The sequence below is a fragment of the Marinobacter vulgaris genome (genome assembly GCF_003344045.1).
Lineage (GTDB): Bacteria > Pseudomonadota > Gammaproteobacteria > Pseudomonadales > Oleiphilaceae > Marinobacter > Marinobacter vulgaris.
In genome coordinates this window covers 236,304-256,968 of record NZ_QFWX01000005.1, presented here as the reverse complement: position 1 = coordinate 256,968, position 20,665 = coordinate 236,304, and the positions used below count along the sequence as shown (strand labels likewise).

Here is a 20,665-nt window from a genome sequence, read left to right as displayed (position 1 = left end):
GTCAATCGGCCCCCATCATCGCGGTTCTTTCTTCACGGCACTCATAGGAACCCATTTCAAACTCCCGACAGATCCATGGGCGATTTTCGTAAATCGTACACAGGAAGGTTTCCCGGTCCAGGGCAGAACACCAACCATCCGCTAACCTGAGCATGGTTTCACCACCCCACTCATCGAACGCAATATGCCGCTCGGGAACACCGGTGTCACTGATAATCATTACTTCTAGACGGCAGCAACAGGCCTGACAGTTCGAGCAGGAAATCTTCGGGTCGGTTAAATCTTTAACAGCAATAGTCATGGATATTATCGTATCAGTTCCCTGGTCAGGAAGCCGGTGGGCCAGCGTCCTCGACGTGAGAGTCTTTTTCGGTAGATTTCAACATGGCACGGATACGGTCAATGTGGACCTTAGAATCCTTAGCCCGTTGGGAGATCGATGAGGTAGATGTTTGGCTTTCATTTTTACTCATGGTGACAAGCAGGTTTTGCCGCTCCTCAAACATTCTCAGTGCAACCCAGAGAGTTTCCTCGATTTTTACCGTTTGCTGGGCAATCAACGCCGAGGAGGTAAACGCATGGCCGGTATGACAACGATATCTCAGAAGTTTTCCTTCTTTCATCTGCCATAATACCCCACCACAATCCGGACAATTGTATGGCACCTGATCGCCAAGCGCCTCCACCGAAGGCAAATCGCTCAAAACCCGCTGGGCGATCTCTGCCTCGATCACTATGTCGTCTGGAGCCGGCCCGCTCTCCGGCAGTACTCTACTGGCAAGATCTGACAGCAACTCTCCCATTCCGGCTATTGGCAAGCAATAATCGGCTCCGACATTGGCTATTACCGAACGCGGCATATCCGGGTAAGACGCATCCTCTGGATCCTGTGCTATACAGACACCCCCGCATCGCTTGATAGCCATCATGCCACTGGTGCCATCATCCAGGTATCCGGTAAGGATAATTCCTATTACGCGGTTGCCGTAGGCCACTGCGGCAGAGCGAAACAAAGGATCAATAGCTGGCCGTGAACGGTTTTCCCTGGCACCTTTTGTGATGAGGATTTTGTCTTTCCCGATCAGCATATGTTGATCGGATGGCGCCAGATAAATATGCCCGCTTTCGAATGCTTGTTGATCCTGCGCATGTACGCAGGTAAGACTGCCACTCTCATTTAAAACTCTGACAAGCGCATCACCGCTGGTATGAGCACTCATATGGTTAACAATGAAAATGGGCGCCGGAAAGTCCTCCGGAAACTGGGCAACCAGTTCCTTTAATGCTGCCATGCCACCGGCCGACGCCCCGATAACAACGAGCATTGATTGTGGGGATTTATTCATTCGCAAACCCGAGCCACGAGTGGGGCCCCCGACAAGTCCTGTCATCTGCTTTTTTTTGGCTCATTATTGAGCCCTCCTGATAGGCCCTTTTCTGATTGGCATCGACGTCGATACTCCCATGAGTACAAAGTATTCCTGTTTTATTTCTGTCACAACCCGCCGTATCGATTGTGTGCCGTTGTTCGAGGCTTTTCCGGAATCGGGTCTGCAATACGTTTTACGAATCCGGCGGCTGTTGCGACAACGCGCGGATTTCAACCCGTAAGGCGCTTACCTCATCACGGATCGCAGCCAGTTGTCGGGAGCCAGCCACCTCGGCGTCGTTACTGTCGGCGTCCCGACCGACAAAAAAGGTGGCAAGCGCCGCTGTCACGTACCCGAAGACACCGAAGGCGTAGAGCGCCAGAAAGACGCAAAGCACACGACCCTCGGCCGTCTGCGGCCAGTACTCCGAGCCCATCGTTGCCATTATCATGGCAGTCCACCACAGTGACTCACCGTAGCTATTCAGGCCTCCGGATGCCTCGTTCTCGAAGGCATACATCCCGGCCGCGCCGGCGAATGTGACGAGCACCGTGAGGGCGATCACGTACCCGAAGCCCCGTCGACTCAGGCTTGCGCCCAGCGCCTTCATACCCCGGTTCAGCGAACTGACAACGCGGACCAAACGCAGCCCTCTTCCCGCCCTGGCTATGCGCAGCAGCCGGAACACTCGGAAAACGCGGAAAATCCGTAGCGCAGGAAGCAACAGGGCAATGGCGGTCAGCCAGTTAACCTTGAGGTAAAGGAGCTTGTCCGGAGCCAGGATCATCTTCACTGCAAAATCGATGATAAAAACGATCCAGATAGTCGTGCCGAGAAAATAAAACAGCCGGTTCTCTCCCTGAACCAGCTCCAGGATCAGCAACACCAACCATACGAACGCGAGAGCCAGCATCGGCGTTTCGAGCCAGCCCTCCAAGCGCCGGAGCAGCTCGTACCGCTCCCGCTTCAGCTCCTCCGGGACCGTCGATTTCATGCCAGGATCTTCAGCTGTTGATTCCAAGGCATTTCTCCTGAGACACCGGATGACTTTTCAAGCCTCTGACCACGCCAGAGTCGACCTTCAATGAAAGATTAGCGCTTGCTGGCAGCGGGGTATGTGCGGTTACCCACTAAGCGGGTTGGCGGGTTGGTGTAGAATTTCAGAAATAGGATTGCAGGGATTCGGGATCTTGCCATTAGGGACATAAAGTGCAGAAGCGCCCCCAGATCCGGACTGGAACTTAACTCTTCTCTGGGCGGGAGGCTGCACATGGAACTGACGGGCACCCTGAAAATATTCTCCAGCTACAACCTAACCATTGTCGTCATTGGCTTGGGAGTGCTTGCGCTCGCGACACTGCTCCACCGCTTCAAACATTACCCTTTCTCTTTCCCGATAGTCGCACTCACCCTGGGATATATTGCCTTTGCCCTCCCTCTGGGGCTCACGCCCCCTGATCCTCTTGCGCATAAAGCCGTGGCAGTTCATCTGACTGAAATTGGTGTCATCATTTCTCTGATGGGCGTGGGACTGAAGATCGACCGAATGCCTGACTGGCGCACCTGGAGCTCAACCTGGCGACTACTGATGGTATGCATGCCGTTAACGATTGCCGGCGTTGCCTTCATGGGCTGGTGGGCGCTGAGCCTGACCCCGGCCGCCGCCTTGCTGCTTGGCGCTTCGCTTGCCCCCACGGACCCGGTGCTTGCCTCTGACGTGCAGGTGGGAGAGCCAGAGGATTCGACTCCCAAGGAAACCGCCCCGGAGAAGAAGGAGGATGAACTCCGCTTTACTCTTACGTCCGAAGCCGGTTTAAACGACTCGCTGGCGTTTCCGTTTACCTACCTTGCTTTGCTGATGTTAACGGAGGGAGTGGCGCCTTCAAACTGGATTACGCAATGGCTGCTGATCGATGTGGTTTACAAGATCGGTATGGGAATTGGCGCAGGACTGGCGGTTGGCTGGCTACTTGCAAGACTTCTGCTGCGGCTGCCTGTCGATACAGAGCCACAGAGAATGCAGGCCGGCGTCGGGGCGCTAGCTGCCACATTGCTGCTATACGGAATCACTGAAGTCGTTGGCGGGTACGGCTTTCTGGCAGTCTTCATTGGAGCCATGACGATCAAACACGGCGAAAAAACCCACCAGGCTCACACTTCTTTACACACCGTTATCGAGCAGTCAGAGCAACTGCTTATGCTGGTCATTATGATCGCCCTGGGCGCCTCCATAGCAGGCGGCCTACTTGCTCCCCTTACATGGGAAGCCGCCTTGCTGGGGGTTCTGCTGGTGCTCGTTATCAGGCCTATGGCCGGGCTTATCGGGATGGTGGGTACGCCATGGCTTTCGTTCAGAGATCGTCTTATCGCCAGCTTTTTCGGTATTCGCGGTATTGGCTGCCTGTTCTACCTTGCTTACGGGCTGCAGGAGGGAAAGTTCTTGCAAGCTGAATTGCTTTGGGCAACCTGTGCCTTTGCTGTCGTTCTGTCGGTTTTCGTGCATGGAATAACCGCCAGTCCCATCATGCAGACGCGGGAGCGACGACTTAACGAGAAGTGAAACTGTCGGTTAACGCACAGACGAACATTTGATTCCTCTGCATCCTTATTCCAAGACGGCTCCAAATTTTGCCGTTTTGGGTATCCGTCCTACCATTACACTTGATAGTGGCAGGGCCGAAGGAGAACAAGATGAATAAGGAAATCGTCGAAATGCCCTGGGCAAAGCCCAGGAAAAGAGCGACAGACCATCGGGGCAAGGATCGGCTTGACCTGATTGCCGCCAAACGGGATGAGCTCGAGCGAGATTCAGCGTGCTTACGCCATTATAAAAGACACCGCGGCGCCCTGAATCCATAGGTCACAACCGTTTCGGGGCTCGAGGTATGCATTACTGCAGGCTACCTGAGCTGGCTGTCCTTGCTGCCACGGCGGTTGAACCCGCTTGTGTAAGTTTCCTGTTTTTCATGAGCGGATTGACACGCAATGCAAAGCCGGACTCCCGGAATCGCTTTGCGACGCTCTTCTGGAATAGCAGAGTCACACTCTTCACAACGGACAGCGCTCACCCCGTCAGCCAGTTGGCTTCGTGCCCGCTGCACGCCGTCTTCGACGCTCGCATCAATCTGATCCTGAACCGCACCATCCCGTGACCAACCACCTGCCATAGTATCCTCCAATCTCTGGATGATTCATAAAGTGGCAAAATCAGCTTGCCACCAAAACCAGCGGAAATTTAAAGAAACCGTCTTTTTTAAGCCTCACAAAAACACGGCAGGGCAGAGGATGCCGTTCTGATAAATTTGTCGATTAATTCAATATCAGCTGCCCAACTGCTCAGCCACTTTTCAGATTAATCTGCTTCGAACCTGCGGAAACGATGTGTCCACTTTTGCCTTTGACGACGTACTCAACAGACCCGCCAGACTTCAAAAAAGCAGCGGTTTGTTCCTCAATTGTGGCAGTAGTGATGGTATCTTTTACAAGTTTCTTGCTCATTGTGTTTTCCCGGTTAAATGTTGGCGTGCTCGCCAAATTCTGAAAGCCATTATGCCTGAAACAGGAAAATATTGTTGCATTGATTAATTAAATCAGCTTCTCACTGGCGTACAAACCCTACTCCAATGTCCGATACTGCAATATAAGGCGTATGATTTCATGATCGCTTGTCGCTGATGTCAGAGATTGATTTACGGTTGATCTCTGTGGCAAGCGAATATCAAATTTTGAGCGCAAAACCTCCACCACTTGTTTATCAACAAGGGGATCGAACTCCCGCCCTGCATAAGCAAATATGCGTTGAAGAATAAAGTCTTTATTTGCCATAAAAAGAATATTTCCCGGTTAAAACTCTGTTGTTGCTCCTTTTGCGGAGTTATTGATGCATATTCACTGAAGTGGAGGAACTGCACGCCGTCAGTGCCCGGAATGATCCATCCCCTGCTCGTTCATTTGCATATCGCCATCCATCGGCTCGACGCTCAGTTCAATGGTCATGGCGGCGGTACCCGTGAAGTTTACGGTCATCGGTACGCTCTCCCCTGCTTTGAGGGGCGCATCCAGCTTTTCCAGCATCAAGTGGTAACTGTGGGGTTTGAGTTCCACGGTTTCACCGGCCGGGATGGCCAGGCCCTCTGTTAAGGAGCGCATGCTCATAATGCCGTCTTTCATGGTGCTCTCGTGAATGGAGACGCTTTTCGCCCTGGGCGTGACCGCACTGGTCAGGGTCACGTCACTGTCGCCGTTGTTGGTAATGGCCATATAGCCGACGCCCATGGGTGCGCCTGGCGGTGTTGGACGGCTCCAGGGATTATTGATGGTAATCTCGCCCGCGACGAATTCGTCGGCTACTACAGGAGTGGAAACCGCGCCTGAGAGGAGGCTGACGCCCAGGAACACGTTGGCAACCATCGCGTTGAATGTTTTCATGGAACCTCGCTTTATGGGTTTGTCATCCGTAGGTTTTCAGTAAAAATATAGTGTCACTGCCGCCGCTGCTGATGACAAGCGTTACCGGCAGTCCCGTATGAAATCTCCTGCGCGCATCGGGGCACCAAAACGGAAGAAGGAGGTCATACCAGCGCATACGAAAAGGGCTTCGAGCAAGAACCAAGCTTATTCACCGACGTAATCCAGGAGCGCACAGATGAACGCTATGACAATTCTCAAGCAGTTGATGAGCCAGGCTTCCGGCGGCCAGGCCGGCTCTGGCGGGGGAACCGACGTCAATCGCATGGTTGGAGAGCTTGCCTCGCAATTCAAGGGTGGCGGTTCCAAAAGTGGAGGTTCAGGGGGCATCGACGTCAAAAGCTTGCTCGGTGGTGGGGCCGTCGGCCTTATGCTCGGGTCGAAGCGGGGCCGCAAAATGGGCGGAAAGGCTCTGAAATACGGTGCCCTGGCTGGCGTTGGTGTGCTGGCGTGGAAAGCCTACCAGAACTATCAGGCCCAAGCGGCCGGTCAGGTGCCCGACAACACCCAGCAGGGCCAACCACTGGAACAGCTACAAGGCAGCGCCCAGGAACAGCGGGGCCTGGAAATACTCCAGGCCATGATCATGGCGGCACGGGCCGATGGGCACGTGGACGCCAATGAGCGCGCGCTGCTTACCCAGGAGATCGAAAAACTTGGGCCAGACGACGAAATGCACACCTGGATTCAGCAGCAATTCGATGCTCCACTGGATGCCAATGCTCTGGCAAAAACCGCAGACTCTCCCCAGGCGAGCCGGGAAATCTATATCGTCAGTGCGGTCATGATTGACGAGCAGAATCCCATGGAACGGGCGTGGCTGGACCAGTTGGCAAATGCCCTGAGGCTGGAGCCAGCCCTTGCCAGGGAGCTGGAGCAACAGGTGCACGTTGCGGCAGGCGTGTAGCGTTTAGAAAGACACCTCCCGCAACAAGGGCAATCAGTCATCCCAGTCGTGATACTGATTGCCCTGCCGAAGCAGCCAGTAAGTGATACCCAGCGCCAAGGTGGTGGCGGCAATACCGATCAGGTACATGGGTGTCAGGGTATCGAAATCCAGCACGATGACTTTACGGGCGATGGCCATGAGGGCGGTGGCAACCACCAGCTGCACCGGGAAGACATTGGTGCCCAGGTAAAGCCGTATGTTAATAAAGATTTCCACCGCAATCAGCACCGCCATAAAGGCACCGAAAGTGTAGAAAATATCGTTAATATTCAGCAGCAGGAACGGGGGTGTAATCAGTCTGTCATAGATGATGTAGACAACATCGCAAACGCCCCAGAGAATGACAGCGACCATCAGTACTGCAAGCACCCGGATCGCAAAGCGAATAATCCTGTGGAGACTGCGAAAGAACGGATCAGGAAAATCAACCGGGAGTTCCTGGTGCAGTTCGTGCCGGCTCTCCGGTCGTGACTTGGCGGGCGTTACTTCTTTATCGTGATCGGCCATTCAGTTTCTCCATTAATCCGCCTGTTAACTCTCCGATTCAGGCTTCAGAAATCGTGTTCCACCGGAGCGTGAATTCCGTTGCTCGATGTTTGTTGGCGTACCTTCCTCGTCCAGGTCAACGATGCCGATGCCAGCATTATTCCACAGTCGCTCGCCGGCATCACGGCCTTCGGGTTCCCGGGGGGTTACCCGCATCCGTCGGCGCTTGGTAAACCAGTTCAGGGGCGACCAGGGCGCGTAGAGCCAGCGGTTGATCCGGTCTAGCCACTCCATGAGGGTGTGGGGGAACTCGTTTTTGATGCCGCTGCTGGTGATTTGCCAGATTCTGGGCCAATCCGGCCTGTGGCGAAGGCGCACGTCGTAGGCGAAAGAGTAGTGAACATCGCCTGAGAGGATCACAAAGGTTCCCGGGGTTCGCGAATGACGGAAGATGTTCAGCAGCACACTGGCGGCACCCCGGTGGGCCATCCAGTTTTCTGCGTCTACCACCAGTGGTTTGCCGAAAAAAGTGAACACACCCTGGATGGCTTCAATGAGTTTGACACCGAATATGGGCGCCGGAGACACCACGATAACGGCTTTTTCGTCGATGATATCCTGCTGGAATTCGGTCAGAGCTTCCCAGTCAAGGAGACCGGATGGCCTGGCGCGATTGAGCTCGCTGCGCCAGCGACGGGTACGCGTGTCCAGCACAACAATGCGCGGTGACGTCTGCAGGTTGTAGTGCCAGTGCTCAAACTGCAGCAGGTTATCGATCAACTGGTCCTGCAGCACCGCGTCGAACACAGCGCCCTGCTCTGCCGATGCCGCCAGCTCCCGCAGAGCAGGCATGATGCCAACGAAGGCATCGGGGTTGTTTCCCCAACCCTGACATAGCAGGTAGGCGATCAGCGCGTTACCCACAATCCGGCGGGAGAACGGGTGTTCGTAGGTTGTGGTTTCCCATAGCGCAGACAGGTTCCAGTCGTCCGTGACATCGTGGTCATCGAAAATCATGTAAGTGGGCAGATGCGCCAGCGCCCGAGATGCGCGGGGCAAGCCCGCCACGAAGTCATCAATGTCGATTTGTTGTTGCTGGTAGGTTTGTTGGTCTTCTGCGGACAGGACCGGTTGCTCCATGGTTACCAGGCGCCAGCACACCGGCGACCACACCAGCAGGTACATGGCCAGAACCTCGTTCAGAGAGATGAGGTGGTTGTGCGCACTGGCGGTGGTAAATACCGGTTTTCTGACACCGCCAAAGAAACGCTCTAACAGTGCCTCGTTACTGCGGATATCGGGGAGCAGCTTTTCACGGTGAAAGTAGGTATCCGGGTTCTCCCGCAATGCCTTGCTGTCAGTGACTGAACTCCCGGCGAGTACCTCCTCGTAAAGGCCGAGGCGATCGATCAGGCTATGTATGGCCCGAAGCATTGGGCCGGCAACATCATCGGCATAAATCTGGTCACCGGTCATCAGCATCAGTGCCGGTCGCTTCGCAATATCGTTCTGTACCTCCTGCAGCGATTGGTCCAGCCTCACCAGTCCATCGGCCGCGGAAGAGTGCGGCCGCCGGCATGAGCCATGGGCCAGGCGGTCCAGCCGTTCTTTAATGACAAAATCGGGCCGGCTGGCTTGCGGCAAGCACAGGTGTGGTGCCCATTCCGCTATCCAAGACTCGGCACCATCACCTTGCCCGGATGACTGCGCATTGGACACACCCAGATCGTATCCGATGCGGGTGTTCGCTGGCAGCGCATCGTCAGGTTCAACATCGATCAAATGCAGGCAGGCATAGTCTCCGAAGCGTATCCGCGTGACTTCCTTCTCAGCAAGCACCCGCTCAATCCAGGGCTCACTGGCACCCCCTCGATAAAGACGCAGCCGCAGGGTCAACGAACAGGACCCCACCAGCCAGAGGGTGAGCCTGTTAAAAGTCGTGTGCCTGAGAATCGGCCCGGCCAACACCGGTGGCAGAGACTGCAAAGACCGCTCGCTCATTCAATCCTCCTGACACACTTGGATGCTTACCTGACTTTACCTCAAACCCTGTCCGTTGAATGAGCGTGCTTGATTCACCACGGCATGACAACTTTTCGACCTCACGGCGAAACCCTCGCCAGTACCGTCGGGTTTTCAGACAGCGGCAGGGCAATCACCACTCCCTCGTTAGACGAAGGGAACACATCCGTCAGCGCTGTCACGTTCACCTGATGGGAGACCAGAACCACCGGCGGCCCGGGTTCCAGCTCGTTAACAATGGCAATGGTTTGGTCCGTCTGCATCTGCCCATCGCCGCGGTTGCGGAAAAACGAATTCAGCGACCTCATCTCCTTCACCGGCCCCATGTCCATTTCCCGTGCCGTATCGAGACAACGGCAACACTGGCTGCTGAATACACGCGCTTCGGTGATGCCATGCTCTGCCAAATACGGCTTCCAGGCACGAGCCTGTTCGCGGCCCCTGTCGTTCAGATTGCGCTGGGTACTGCAGTCATCAACCTCAAAGTTACCCGGGTCCCCGGTGCCCGGCGCCAGGGCATGTCGAAGCATTAACACCGCACGGCCCTCGCGGAGGGCTTCCCAGGCCTCTGTGTTGCTTTCAGTGGCAAACACCGGGAAAGAACAGAAAAAGCCCAACAATGCTGTTAATACACACCGAGTAATCATGATCAACGCCTCCGCTGCCGAATTCTGAAACACCCGAGAAGATACGCAGCCCAAACCTACCAGGCTCATGCCAACAAAAGGTAAACTTCAGCCAGAAACAATCCAGTATAGGAGCCAGCCATGCCAATCTGGGTCGACGCCGACGCCTGCCCCGTGCCCATTCGGGAAATCCTCTGCCGCGCCGCCACCCGCTGGCAAGTTGAGACGACCTTCATCGCCAACCACGCCATCAACCTGCCGCCGAGTCCCTATATCAAACGACGCCAGGTTCCCCAGGGTTTTGATGTCGCCGACAACGAAATCATGGACCAGATGCACAAAGGCGACCTGGTTATTACACAGGACATTCCCCTGGCTGCCGAAGCCATCGAAAAGGGCGCAGACGTTTTCAATCCCCGTGGCCAGGCTTTTACCAAAGAGAATATCCGCCAGCGCCTGGCCATGCGCAACTTTATGGAGGAAATGCGGAACGCCGGCCAGGTTACCGGCGGACCGCCGCCACTGGGCCAGACCGACCGCAAGGAATTCGCCGACAAACTGGACCGCTGGCTGCAACGGAACACCCGCAAGTGATAATGATTCTGTTTTAAAGCTTGGGGAAATCCGCTACCCTTGCCACCCTTTTGCCTGCAGATTCCAGGGGAGACAAGCGAAGTATGTCCTCACACAGTCATCACGACACCAGCAGCTTTGCCGCCCTTGGCCGGCTGCTGAAGTACGCGCGGGGTTACCGCAGGCAGATTATCGCAGCGTCCACCTGCTCCATTATCAACAAGCTGTTCGACATTGCCCCCGAGATTCTGATCGGTATTGCCATCGATGTAGTGGTGAACAAGGAGGAGAGTTTTGTCGCCGGCCTGGGCTTCGACACGGCCCAGGAGCAGATCACCATCCTTGCGGTCCTCACCTTTTTTATCTGGGCCGGCGAATCCGTCTTCGAGTACCTTTTCCAGATTCTGTGGCGCAACCTGGCCCAGCGACTGCAGTCGGACCTGCGGCAGGATGCCTACGAGCACGCCCAGAAACTGGACATGAGCTTCTTTGAGGCCCGCAGCTCCGGCCAACTGGTTGCCACTATGAACGACGACGTCAACCAGCTTGAGCGTTTCCTGGATGGTGGCGCCAACGCCATGATCCAGGTGGTGGTAACCGTTGTGGCGGTGGGTGCGGTATTTTTTGTGCTATCACCGCTGATTGCCCTGCTGGCATTCACCCCGATTCCGTTAATCATCTGGGGCGCCTTCTACTTCCAGCGCAAGGCCGGCCCGCTCTATGCGGATGTGCGGGAAAAGGTGGGTGATCTGTCCAGCCGCCTGGCCAACAACCTGGGCGGCATCGCCACTATCAAGAGCTTCACTGCGGAGCAGCGTGAAGCCGAACGCCTGAAGGCCAGCAGTGAGGCTTACGTGGAGGCCAACCGCAGGGCCATTCGCATCAGCTCGGCGTTTATTCCGGTGATCCGCATGGCCATCCTGGCCGGCTTCCTGGCCACCTTTACCGTGGGGGGCATGATGGCACTGGAAGGCACACTGAATGTTGGCGCCTACGGGGTACTGGTGTTCCTGACCCAGCGCCTGCTGTGGCCATTGACCGGGCTTGCCGAGGTAATCGACCTGTTTGAACGGGCCATGGCCAGCACCCGCCGCATCCTCGACCTGCTCGCTGAGCCGGTGCATGTTCGTGACGACGCCAACGAAGCACTTGTGCAGCCAGTAAAGGGCGAAGTCACCTTCGAGAAGGTGAGCTTTCACTACCCGTCCAGCGGCGCCGGCATCGACAACATATCGTTTCAGGTTCCTGCAGGAAACACTCTGGCACTGGTTGGTGCCACCGGCTCCGGCAAGTCGACGCTGACCAAGCTGCTGTTACGCTTTTACGACCCCTCCGGAGGGCAGATTCGCATCGACGGCCAGCCCATTCAGTCCGTCAGCCTCAGGTCCCTGCGGGAAGCCATCGGACTGGTAAGCCAGGATGTGTACCTGTTCGAGGGCAGCATCCGCGACAACCTTGCCTACGGCTGCCCCGACGCCAGTGATGAACAGATTATCGAGGCGGCAAAAACCGCCGAGGCCTGGTCCTTCATCGAAACACTGCCCGAAGGCTTGTCCACGGCTGTGGGCGAACGCGGCGTGCGGCTTTCAGGCGGTCAGCGCCAGCGACTTTCCCTGGCCCGGGCGCTGCTGAAAGACCCACCTATCCTGGTGCTCGACGAAGCCACAAGCGCGGTCGACAACGAAACCGAAGCTGCCATCCAGCGATCTCTCAAGCGCATCGGCCACAACCGCACGGTGATCATGATCGCCCATCGGCTGTCCACCATTGTGGATGCTGACACCATCGCCGTGGTGGACGGGGGACAGATCGTGGAATCCGGCCGCCACCAAGATCTGGTGGCGGACAACGGACCTTATGCGGCCCAATGGCGGGTTCAGACCGGTCAGTTGTAAAACCCGCTGGTCACTTCGCCTTGCAACTGCCAAAGATTTATTGATAGTAATTCGCATTTAGATTAATATGCAGCCCCTCAGAATTACGGGAGCCTGCATGTCTGCGTTTTTCGAAGTATCCGACTTGGGTATGCACATCGGCGATACCTCTATCCTACGGAACATCAACATCCAGTTCCGCGAAGGCGAGTTGACTGCGCTTCTCGGTCACAATGGCTCCGGCAAGTCCACACTGCTGAAGGTTCTGGCACGACAGATGTCTCCCACCAGGGGCGATGTCAGCCTGTTTGGCAGCTCTTTCCGCACCACCGGCGCCCGGGAATTTGCCCGCAAGGTGGGTTACCTGCCCCAACACCCACCCGGCACTGATGGCCTTACCGTGCGGGAACTCGTCGCTCTTGGCCGCTATCCCTGGCGCGGCCCTCTGGGCCGCTACAACGACGAGGACCGCCGGCTGATCGACCAGGCCATTGTCGATACCGGGCTGGCCCAGTTTGGGCATCGGTCCGTCGACACCCTGTCCGGCGGAGAACGCCAGCGTGCCTGGATAGCCATGCTGCTGGCCCAACAAACCCGCTGCCTGCTGCTGGATGAGCCCATCTCCGCCCTCGACGTGAAGCACCAGGTGGAAACCCTGCGGCTGGTGCACCGCCTGGCGGAAGAACGGGAACTCACCGTGGTCGTGGTGCTGCATGACGTAGACCTGGCCGCCCGTTTCTGCAACCGGCTGGTGGCACTCAAATCCGGACAGCTGATCGCAGATGGCAGCACCCGGGAGATCATGGACTCGGGGATACTGGAATCCATCTATGGGGTACCCATGGGCGTGATGGAGCGGGCTCCGGGGCAGTGGGTCTCCTATGTCCATTAAGTGTTGCCTCAGAAGCGGTTTTGCGCTGCTGTTCATTGGCATACTGTCACTGCCGGCCAGTGCCGGGACCTGGCAACACGAGCACGGCACCCTCACCCTGGATGAGCCACCAAAGCGCATCATCACCCTGAACTGGGCTGCCACCGAAGCCGTTCTGCTGCTGGGAGAAATCCCGGTGGGTGTGGCGGATCGGGCTGGTTACGATGTGTGGGTGAACGAGCCCGAGCTGCCGGAGGGAGTACGCAATATCGGCACACGTGTTGCACCCAGCCTGGAGGCAATCGCGGAACTGGAGCCGGACCTGATTGTTACCAGTGCTGAAATGGCCCCTGCCGCCGACCTCCTGGAACAAATTGCACCCACCTACGTCATCAGTGTCTACAGGAACGGCAGCCGGCCCTTCGAAAAGGCCAGCGAAATGCTGACCACACTGGGGGAAATGCTTGGCCGTGAAGACCGTGCCAATGCCATTCTGGCAGACATCGAGCAGACCCTGGACACCCAGCGCCAGCGGCTGGAAAAGGCAGGTATGACAGACAGGCCCGTGGCCCTGGTGAACTTCCTGGACGACCGCCACGTGCGCATCTATGCCCCCAATAGCCTCTACCAGAGCACCCTGAACGCCCTCGGGCTCAAAAACGCCTGGCCCCGGGAAGGCAATTTCTGGGGCTTTTCCGTGGTCGGCCTGGAGGCTATCGCACCCCAGCAGAACAGCCGTCTCGTGGTGGTTTCTCCTACCCTTCCCGGGCTTTCCGACACCCTGGCCAGCAGTCCATTCTGGACCTACCTGCCCGCGGTCAGGCGCGACGAGATCTACCAGATAGACCCAGTGTGGCCGTTCGGCGGTGTCTTTCCGGTGAAACGGCTGGCAACCATGCTGACGGACTCACTGCTGGAAGGGGGCTCTGACAATGTACGCTGATGCCGCCAGCCTGCCCCGGTCGCGCCCTGCTATTCCCGTAAAGCTGCCGGTGGCGGCGGTTATTCTGTGGTTCGGCGCTCTGATTGCCAGCTCGGTCCCGTGGTTTGGGGAACTGGATCTCGGTGCTCTGATATCGGCTTTCTGGACCTTTGATCCCGAGGACTATTCCTCGGTTCTGGCCCACTACAGCTGGGCTCCCCGGGTGTCCATCGCCATCCTGATAGGCTGCGGGCTGGGGCTGGCCGGGGCCGTTACCCAGCAGATACTGGGTAACCCGCTGGCCTCTCCCACCACTCTTGGCGTTGAGGCCGGCGGCCAGTTCGGCATCACCGTCGCGACGCTGTTTGCTCCGGGGCTATTGGCCTTCAGCCCTGACCTGGCTGCCATTGGCGGCGGGCTGCTGGCCATCGGCATGGTGATCGCTCTCACCTGGCGGGTGGGTTTCTCGCCGGTCACCGTGATTCTGGCCGGACTGGTCATTACCTTCTTCCTGGGTGCCATGAACATGGCATTCCTGCTGCTCAAGGGCGAATGGCTGGGCAACCTGTTTATCTGGGGCGCAGGCTCCCTGGTTCAGAACAACTGGGGCCCCTTTACCGAGCTCTGGCCACGCGTAGCTGTTCTCGCCATTCTGATGTTGCTATTGATGCGGCCGCTACAGTTGCTGCAACTGGGGCAGACTTCCGCCAGTGCCCTCGGTGCCAGGGTCGGCCTTATTCGCGCGCTGGCTCTGTTTCTGGTAGTTCTGATGACGGCCACGGTTGTCAGCCGGGTTGGCGTGGTGGCCTTTGTGGGCCTGGCAGCGCCAGTACTGGCCCGGCTGCTGGGTGCCCGCACCCTGGGCAGCCGTTTATTGTGGAGCACCCTTATGGGCGGCGGGTTGCTGCTCCTGGCGGATACCCTGGCACGCTGGGCTTCCACCTGGGGTGACGGTTCTCTCGTCCCCACGGGCACCGCCACCGCGCTGATCGGCGGACCTGTGATTCTGCTGGCGCTTCAGAGTTTCAGGAACACCCACCATATGCCGGGACAGGAAACCAGCCCGGCAGGTTTCCTGCCCAAACGCCGCTCACCCCTGGTTGTTTCCGGCATCGTCGCTGCATTGCTTTTAGCCACGGTGGTTGTTTCCATGGGCTGGGCTCCGGGACTGGAGAGCTGGCACTGGACGGCGATAACACAATGGAACGAGGCTTGGGTATGGCGCGGTCCGCGGTTGCTGGCGGCCATACTCGCCGGGGTCGCACTGGGGCTGGCCGGCACACTGATCCAGAGAATGACAGGCAATCCCATGGGCAGCCCGGAAATGCTGGGCATCAGCGGTGGTGCTGCATTGGTCATGGTGCTGATTGTGCTCTCGGGCGCCGAGGTTGGCCGGCTCGGCCAGTTGGGCGGCGCCACCCTGGGTGCGGCCGGCGCCTTGGGGCTGCTGATTCTGCTCGCCCGAAAACACCGCTTTGCGGGAAACCAGCTCCTGCTCGGAGGCCTGGCGCTGTATGTGTTTATGGACGCCGGCCTGCGGCTGGTGATGGCTTCCGGCGGCACCGTTGCCTCGCAACTGCTGAACTGGATGTACGGTTCCACCTGGCTGGTCTCAGAGGTCGAGGCTTTCGGCCTGTTGGGCTTCACCGTGCTTGTCAGCGGCTTACTGCTGTTGGTCGTGCGCCCATTGACCATTCTGCCCCTCGGCGATACGGCGGCATCGTCGCTCGGGCTTTCGGTGTCTCGTGTCCGCCTGCTGCTTCTGCTACTGGCGGCCGTGCTGACCGCCTCGGCGACGGTGGTGATCGGCCCCCTGAGTTTTGTCGGCCTGATCGCCCCGCACCTGGCAAGAGTTCTGGGGCAACAAACCGTCGGCCACCAGATGATTGTGGCGGCGCTGGTGGGTGGCCTTCTGCTCGCTGTGGCGGATTACCTGTCACGGATTGTGGTCTTTCCCAACCAGTTGCCGGCCGGCTTGCTGGCTGCGCTGGTAGGCGGCGTTTATTTCCTGTGGGGATTAAGCCGCCATGGCCGATAGTGAGCGCACGGGTGGCAGAGGTGCCTGGGCCGAGCGCTACGCCCGACTCTTGGAGTCATCCGGGCTGGACCGGGAGGCCATTCTTACCCGGGCTCTTCAGCCAGCCTGCCATGATCACAGTGGCCTCTTTTCTCTTGCGGACTGTCTGCAGCAACCGGCACTGCTCATTGAACAGGTGAAGTCAGATTACCCGCACGCCGCAGATTCCCGCGCAATCCGGGCCCAGGTCTCCGTGCTTCAACAGAATCTGGCTCTGAACGTTATTGCCTCACTAACACTGAGGCTGTTCCTGGATGGCCAGGCTCCCCTGCCCGATCCCCGCCATGTCTTTCTTGCCCCTCTCGGGCGTGGAGAGGCAGCCACCTCACGCTGGTTCCGGATACCAGGAGCGCACATCGCCAACGAAGATGATTTTTTACAGGCACTTGGAAAGCAGACGAGTGACTGGTATCCCGTGTTCAGGCAAAAACTGGGGGTTAGCCCTGGCGCCTACTGGAGCAGCATCGGACTCGGGCTGGGTGCGCCATTCTCGGCGGTGTGGAATCTGGCAGAGCCTGCCGCCGTGTGCGAGCTGGCACAACGCTGGCTCGGAGAGTTCAGTAATGAGGCCAACCAGTTTATCGACTGGATTCCGGCGGTGTTCGGTGGGCAGACTACCGCCATTCCGCAACGGAAGGGATGCTGCCTGAAGTATCTGTTACCCGAGGGTGGTTATTGCGGCACCTGTGGCGTCTATCGCAAGGAGCGACTTGCAGCCCTCAGGCACCAACAGCCGAACCCACGGCCAGGCCAATGGCAACCAGGCCGATAACCGCGGCGGCACCTGCAGCCAGCTTTAATCCTTCAATCATTTCCTGTTCGGGCGTCATTACTTTTCCTCCCTTCTGCCGTTAAATCAAAAGGAGGGGTGGGAATGATTCCCCACCCCCAACTTTCAGGTCAGTAAACCCAGGAAACCGTCAGGCTGGCATTCGCCGGCTCTCCGTAGAAACCCTGGGCAGAAGCGCCAAACTTCTTGAGACTCTCGATGTATTTTTCGTCGCTGACATTGTTTACGTTGAGTGTGGCATTCCAGTCGCGGGCGAAGTCGTAGCTGGCCATCAGATCCACCACCGCATAGCTTTCCTGCTCGGTAACGATCTTCGCGCCGGCGTTGGGCCCGGTAGTGGCCTCGCCCTGATCCTGACTGATGGACGACTGCCAGCGTACCTGACTTCCGACCTCCAGACCTTCGACGCCCGGCACTTTCCAGGTGCCCCGCAGCTGTGCCAGGTGCTCCGGCACAAAGGATCTGGCAGATTTGCCATCGGCGTCTTCGATGTCAATGTAGGTGTAACCAGCGAATACCTGAATTCGATCGGTCACGTCTCCGACAAACTCAAGCTCAACACCCTGGCTCTGGAGACCGTCTATGCCACGGTAATAAGGGTCTTGAGTGCCTGGCAACGTTCCGGCAGCCTCGGCGACGTTCTGCTGCTCAGTCTGGAACAGGGCCACAGTGGTGTTCACGCGGTCATCCACGAACTCACTCTTGAGCCCCAGCTCATAGTTGACGCCATCAATCGGGTCCAGCCGATCGCGGTTGATGTCCAGCTCGGTTTGTGGCGTGAAGATTTCGGTGTAACTGGCGTACACGGAATGGTTGTCGCTCAGATCGTAGATCAGCCCCGCGTAGGGCGTTTCAACCGCATCATAGCTGGTTGTTTTTGTGAGGCCGTAGCTGGTGCCTTCGCTATCGAGCCAGGTGAGACGAAGCCCGGTAATGGCCGTCAGGTTATCCGTCAGGGTCCAGCGCGCAGCCGTATAGGTTGAGGTCTCACGGTCTGTCCAGTCCGATCCATCAACGCCGTTATCGAAGGCCGGCCGGGGGTAGTTACCGTCCCACTGGTTCAGGGGTGGAAGTAGGTTGCCAATACCTTGACCATAGCGGGATTCGTCCACCGTTTCGGAGCGCGACCAGGTGGCCCCCAATACCAGCTCGTGCGTCCGATTTGCCAGCTCAAAGGGGCCTGTTGCATAGGCATCGATCACCCACTGCTCTATGTTGAGATCGTATTGGCTCGGGTAGGCCCTCAGCCCTTCACCGGTTTGCGAATCCGGCGCACCGTATTGGTAGAACAACTCTGATTCACTGTCATTCTCCAGCCGGGATACGGTGCCCTTGGCCTGCCAGCCGCCAGCCAGTTCCTGCTGCAACTCCACGAAACTGTTGTGCTGGGTGTTATCCCAGTAGGACCAGTCCGAGGCGGTGCTGGTTGAGCGGGCGAAGTCTGTTGCGGTGCCGTCGGTGTAGAACAGCGGCAATGCGCCCCAAAGCGGGCTGTCGGTATCCGAGGTCTGGATGGAGTGGCCCAGCGTCAGCAGCGTGGTGTCCGTCAGATCTGCCTCAAGCACGCCGTAGAACATTTGCTTCTCGTTGCTATAACGGTCCAGGTACGAATCCTTGTCCTCATAACCGGCTACTACCCGGCCACGGATGGCACCGGATTCTGAAACCGCGCCAGATACATCCCCAACGATACGCTTTTGGCCCCAGGATCCCCCGGTGACAGCAACCGAGGCATTGGTCTCTGCCGTCGGACGTTTGCGGATGAAATTAACAGTTGCGGAGGGGTTACCGGACCCTGTCATCAGACCATTGGCACCGCGCACTACCTCTACCCTGTCAAAGAATGCGGTGTCGAGTTCGCCCTGGACGTTGTCGTAGACCGCCGGCAAGCCGACACCATCGTACTGGAAGTTGTTGATATCAAAACCACGGGCGGTGTAGTAGGTGCGATCCGTCTCGACCGACTCCACCGTCACCCCGGTAGTGCCTTCAAGAACGTCGTTGATATCATTTTGGGCAAAATCGTCCATCTGCTCGCGGGTAACCACGGTTATTGCCTGCGGCGTTTCCCGATGGCCGAGTTCCATCTTCATGGAGGTCGTGGTTGCGCCACTGGTATAACTGCCGGTGGACTCGGAGGATACCTGGCCGCGTTCAGCGGATACCTCAAGTGCTTCCAGTGTTGTGGCCTGGTTCTCCTGGGCAGCAGCGAAAGCCGGCAGGGTTGCACAAACGATCGCGGTGAACAGTGCCTTGCGGCGGAACTGGGGTTCCGGAATTCGGGACATCTTTTGCTCCGTTACTGGGGTCAGTTTGGGTTTTAATCTTGTTCGCGTATATTAATACGAATCATTATCATTTAAAAGAAAGAAACACTGATCCATTGAGTTTTTGTCGTCCTATATATTCCGGTGCAGGCAGGACTCCTCGTGGGAGCGCCCTCCAACTGCTATTCTCAAACATCAGTCAGGTATTGAATGGCGCCAACAGAAAGGGAGGTTCCCATGCGAGCTTGCACACGTTTGATCCTTGGCCTCAGCTTTGTACTGGTTTCAGCACCAACCCTGTCTGGGCAAACCTTTTCGTCCGACAAGGCGGAGTTTCAGCTGGAAACCGTGGCACAGAACCTTGAACACCCATGGAGCCTGGCGTTTCTGCCGGACGACTCCATGCTGGTTACTGAACGGGAGGGGCGGTTACGAATCATCCGTGACGGGGCTCTGGTGGATGAACCGGTCAGCGGATTGCCTGAACTTGTGGTGTCGGGCCAGGGCGGCCTGCTGGATGTGATCCTGCACCCGGAGTTTGAAGACAATCGGACCCTGTTTCTCAGCTATGCCCACAAGATAAGCCGCAAGGGCATGACCACACGGGTGGCAAAGGCAAGGCTGGATGGCAATCAGTTATCCGATGTGGAAGTCATTTTCGAGGCCCTGCCCCGCGGCAGCACCGGCCGCCACTTTGCCGGCCGGATGGAATTTGACCGGGAGGGCAACCTGTATGTTGCCGTGGGTGACCGCGGCGAGATGGATCGCGCCCAGCAAACTGACGACGATGCCGGCGGCGTTCATCGCCTGACTACTGACGGACAACCCGCACCCGGTAATCCATTCACCGACGATGCCTCGGTAAACGACACCTTTTTCACTTACGGCAACCGCAATATCCAGGGCATGACCATTCACCCGGAAACCGGCGAAATCTGGAGTCACGAACATGGCCCCAGGGGTGGTGACGAGATCAATATCATTCGCGCCGGCAACAATTATGGCTGGCCAGACGTCACTTACGGCATTGACTACTCAGGGATACCCATCACCGACAAGACCACCATGGAGGGCGTGACCGACCCGCTACATTACTGGGACCCCTCCATCGCTCCGTCGGGCATGGCGTTCTACACCGGTGACGAGTTCCCGCAATGGCAGGGCGACCTGTTCGTAGGAGCCCTGAAGATGCGGAAACTCGTCAGGCTGAGCATCGAAAACGAGGAAGTCGTGGAGGAAGAGGATCTTCTGGAAAGCCTGGACGAACGTATCCGCGATGTACGGATGGGCCCTGATGGCGCCCTCTGGTTACTGACAGACCATTCCGACGGCAAGGTTTACCGGATAGTACCTGCGGAATGATCCGGCAGC

General features: G+C 57.5%; 20 protein-coding genes. 9 read left to right on the top strand and 11 right to left on the bottom strand.

The genetic code is table 11. The features are described from left to right. Position 1: 1 nt before the first annotated feature. From DIT71_RS12565 to DIT71_RS12555, 3 genes are all read right to left on the bottom strand, one after another. Positions 2–301: a YkgJ family cysteine cluster protein gene (locus DIT71_RS12565; protein WP_114613565.1), complete on the bottom strand. Its 300-nt coding sequence runs from the start codon at positions 299–301 to the stop codon at positions 2–4. 25 nt (positions 302–326) lie between these two features. Continuing rightward, positions 327–1,346 carry a chemotaxis protein CheB gene (locus DIT71_RS12560; RefSeq protein WP_114613718.1) on the bottom strand — a complete coding sequence of 340 codons (1,020 nt, stop codon included), beginning with the start codon at positions 1,344–1,346 and terminating at the stop codon, positions 327–329. 217 nt (positions 1,347–1,563) lie between these two features. After that, positions 1,564–2,391, bottom strand: a complete 828-nt coding sequence (locus tag DIT71_RS12555) for an ion transporter (protein ID WP_199491010.1) — start codon at positions 2,389–2,391, stop codon at positions 1,564–1,566. A 249-nt stretch (positions 2,392–2,640) separates the two neighbouring features. Between DIT71_RS12555 and DIT71_RS12550 the strand changes: the two genes are divergently transcribed. After that, positions 2,641–3,930, top strand: coding sequence for a cation:proton antiporter (locus tag DIT71_RS12550; protein WP_114613563.1), 1,290 nt, complete (start codon positions 2,641–2,643; stop codon positions 3,928–3,930). A gap of 340 nt (positions 3,931–4,270) precedes the next feature. Here DIT71_RS12550 and DIT71_RS12545 read toward each other — a convergent pair whose 3' ends face one another. The 4 genes from DIT71_RS12545 to DIT71_RS12535 all read right to left on the bottom strand — a co-directional run bounded on the left by DIT71_RS12545 (position 4,271) and on the right by DIT71_RS12535 (position 5,798). Then, positions 4,271–4,537, bottom strand: a complete 267-nt coding sequence (locus DIT71_RS12545) for a DksA/TraR family C4-type zinc finger protein (RefSeq protein ID WP_114613562.1) — start codon at positions 4,535–4,537, stop codon at positions 4,271–4,273. 169 nt (positions 4,538–4,706) lie between these two features. After that, positions 4,707–4,868, bottom strand: a complete 162-nt coding sequence (locus DIT71_RS18015; protein ID WP_167507461.1) for a hypothetical protein — start codon at positions 4,866–4,868, stop codon at positions 4,707–4,709. Between the two features lie 117 nt (positions 4,869–4,985). Beyond that, entirely contained in the window at positions 4,986–5,195 is a 210-nt protein-coding gene (locus DIT71_RS12540) for a hypothetical protein (protein WP_114613561.1), read from the bottom strand. A gap of 90 nt (positions 5,196–5,285) precedes the next feature. Further along, the gene (locus DIT71_RS12535; RefSeq protein WP_227538089.1) at positions 5,286–5,798 is read right to left on the bottom strand and encodes a copper chaperone PCu(A)C; all 513 of its coding nucleotides are present in this window, start codon (positions 5,796–5,798) and stop codon (positions 5,286–5,288) included. A gap of 217 nt (positions 5,799–6,015) precedes the next feature. On the opposite strand from DIT71_RS12535, the gene DIT71_RS12530 reads away from it, so the two are divergent. Continuing rightward, a complete protein-coding gene (locus DIT71_RS12530; protein WP_114613560.1) occupies positions 6,016–6,744 on the top strand; it encodes a tellurite resistance TerB family protein in 729 nt (242 codons plus the stop codon). A 33-nt stretch (positions 6,745–6,777) separates the two neighbouring features. On the opposite strand, the gene DIT71_RS12525 is transcribed toward DIT71_RS12530, so the two are convergent. The 3 genes from DIT71_RS12525 to DIT71_RS12515 all read right to left on the bottom strand — a co-directional run bounded on the left by DIT71_RS12525 (position 6,778) and on the right by DIT71_RS12515 (position 9,941). Then, positions 6,778–7,293, bottom strand: a complete 516-nt coding sequence (locus DIT71_RS12525; protein WP_114613559.1) for a phosphate-starvation-inducible PsiE family protein — start codon at positions 7,291–7,293, stop codon at positions 6,778–6,780. A 24-nt stretch (positions 7,294–7,317) separates the two neighbouring features. Continuing rightward, positions 7,318–9,273, bottom strand: coding sequence for a metallophosphoesterase family protein (locus DIT71_RS12520; RefSeq protein ID WP_114613558.1), 1,956 nt, complete (start codon positions 9,271–9,273; stop codon positions 7,318–7,320). A 101-nt stretch (positions 9,274–9,374) separates the two neighbouring features. Further along, on the bottom strand, positions 9,375–9,941 hold the full coding sequence (locus DIT71_RS12515) for a histidine phosphatase family protein (protein WP_114613716.1): 567 nt from the start codon (positions 9,939–9,941) through the stop codon (positions 9,375–9,377). Positions 9,942–10,061: 120 nt separating this feature from the next. Between DIT71_RS12515 and DIT71_RS12510 the strand changes: the two genes are divergently transcribed. The 6 genes from DIT71_RS12510 (at position 10,062) to DIT71_RS12485 (ending at position 17,009) form a co-directional block, all read left to right on the top strand. Then, complete coding sequence (locus DIT71_RS12510) at positions 10,062–10,514, top strand: YaiI/YqxD family protein (RefSeq protein ID WP_114613557.1); 453 nt, start codon at positions 10,062–10,064, stop codon at positions 10,512–10,514. An 83-nt stretch (positions 10,515–10,597) separates the two neighbouring features. After that, entirely contained in the window at positions 10,598–12,388 is a 1,791-nt protein-coding gene (locus DIT71_RS12505; protein WP_114613556.1) for an ABC transporter ATP-binding protein, read from the top strand. Positions 12,389–12,485: 97 nt separating this feature from the next. Beyond that, the gene (locus DIT71_RS12500) at positions 12,486–13,259 is read left to right on the top strand and encodes an ABC transporter ATP-binding protein (RefSeq protein ID WP_114613555.1); all 774 of its coding nucleotides are present in this window, start codon (positions 12,486–12,488) and stop codon (positions 13,257–13,259) included. Continuing rightward, positions 13,249–14,181 carry an iron-siderophore ABC transporter substrate-binding protein gene (locus DIT71_RS12495; RefSeq protein ID WP_114613554.1) on the top strand — a complete coding sequence of 311 codons (933 nt, stop codon included), beginning with the start codon at positions 13,249–13,251 and terminating at the stop codon, positions 14,179–14,181. The genes DIT71_RS12500 and DIT71_RS12495 overlap by 11 nt, the downstream gene beginning before the upstream one ends. Then, positions 14,171–16,198 (top strand): Fe(3+)-hydroxamate ABC transporter permease FhuB, encoded by a 2,028-nt coding sequence (gene fhuB, locus DIT71_RS12490; RefSeq protein WP_114613553.1) that lies wholly within the window; start codon positions 14,171–14,173, stop codon positions 16,196–16,198. Before DIT71_RS12495 ends, fhuB begins: the two co-directional genes overlap by 11 nt. Further along, positions 16,188–17,009: a (2Fe-2S)-binding protein gene (locus DIT71_RS12485; protein ID WP_114613552.1), complete on the top strand. Its 822-nt coding sequence runs from the start codon at positions 16,188–16,190 to the stop codon at positions 17,007–17,009. Before fhuB ends, DIT71_RS12485 begins: the two co-directional genes overlap by 11 nt. Before the next feature lie 128 nt (positions 17,010–17,137). On the opposite strand, the gene DIT71_RS12480 is transcribed toward DIT71_RS12485, so the two are convergent. After that, positions 17,138–19,315, bottom strand: a complete 2,178-nt coding sequence (locus DIT71_RS12480) for a TonB-dependent siderophore receptor (RefSeq protein ID WP_114613551.1) — start codon at positions 19,313–19,315, stop codon at positions 17,138–17,140. A 216-nt stretch (positions 19,316–19,531) separates the two neighbouring features. Here DIT71_RS12480 and DIT71_RS12475 point away from each other — a divergent pair, with 216 nt between their 5' ends. Continuing rightward, complete coding sequence (locus DIT71_RS12475; RefSeq protein WP_114613550.1) at positions 19,532–20,656, top strand: PQQ-dependent sugar dehydrogenase; 1,125 nt, start codon at positions 19,532–19,534, stop codon at positions 20,654–20,656. The last annotated feature ends 9 nt before the right edge of the window (positions 20,657–20,665 follow it).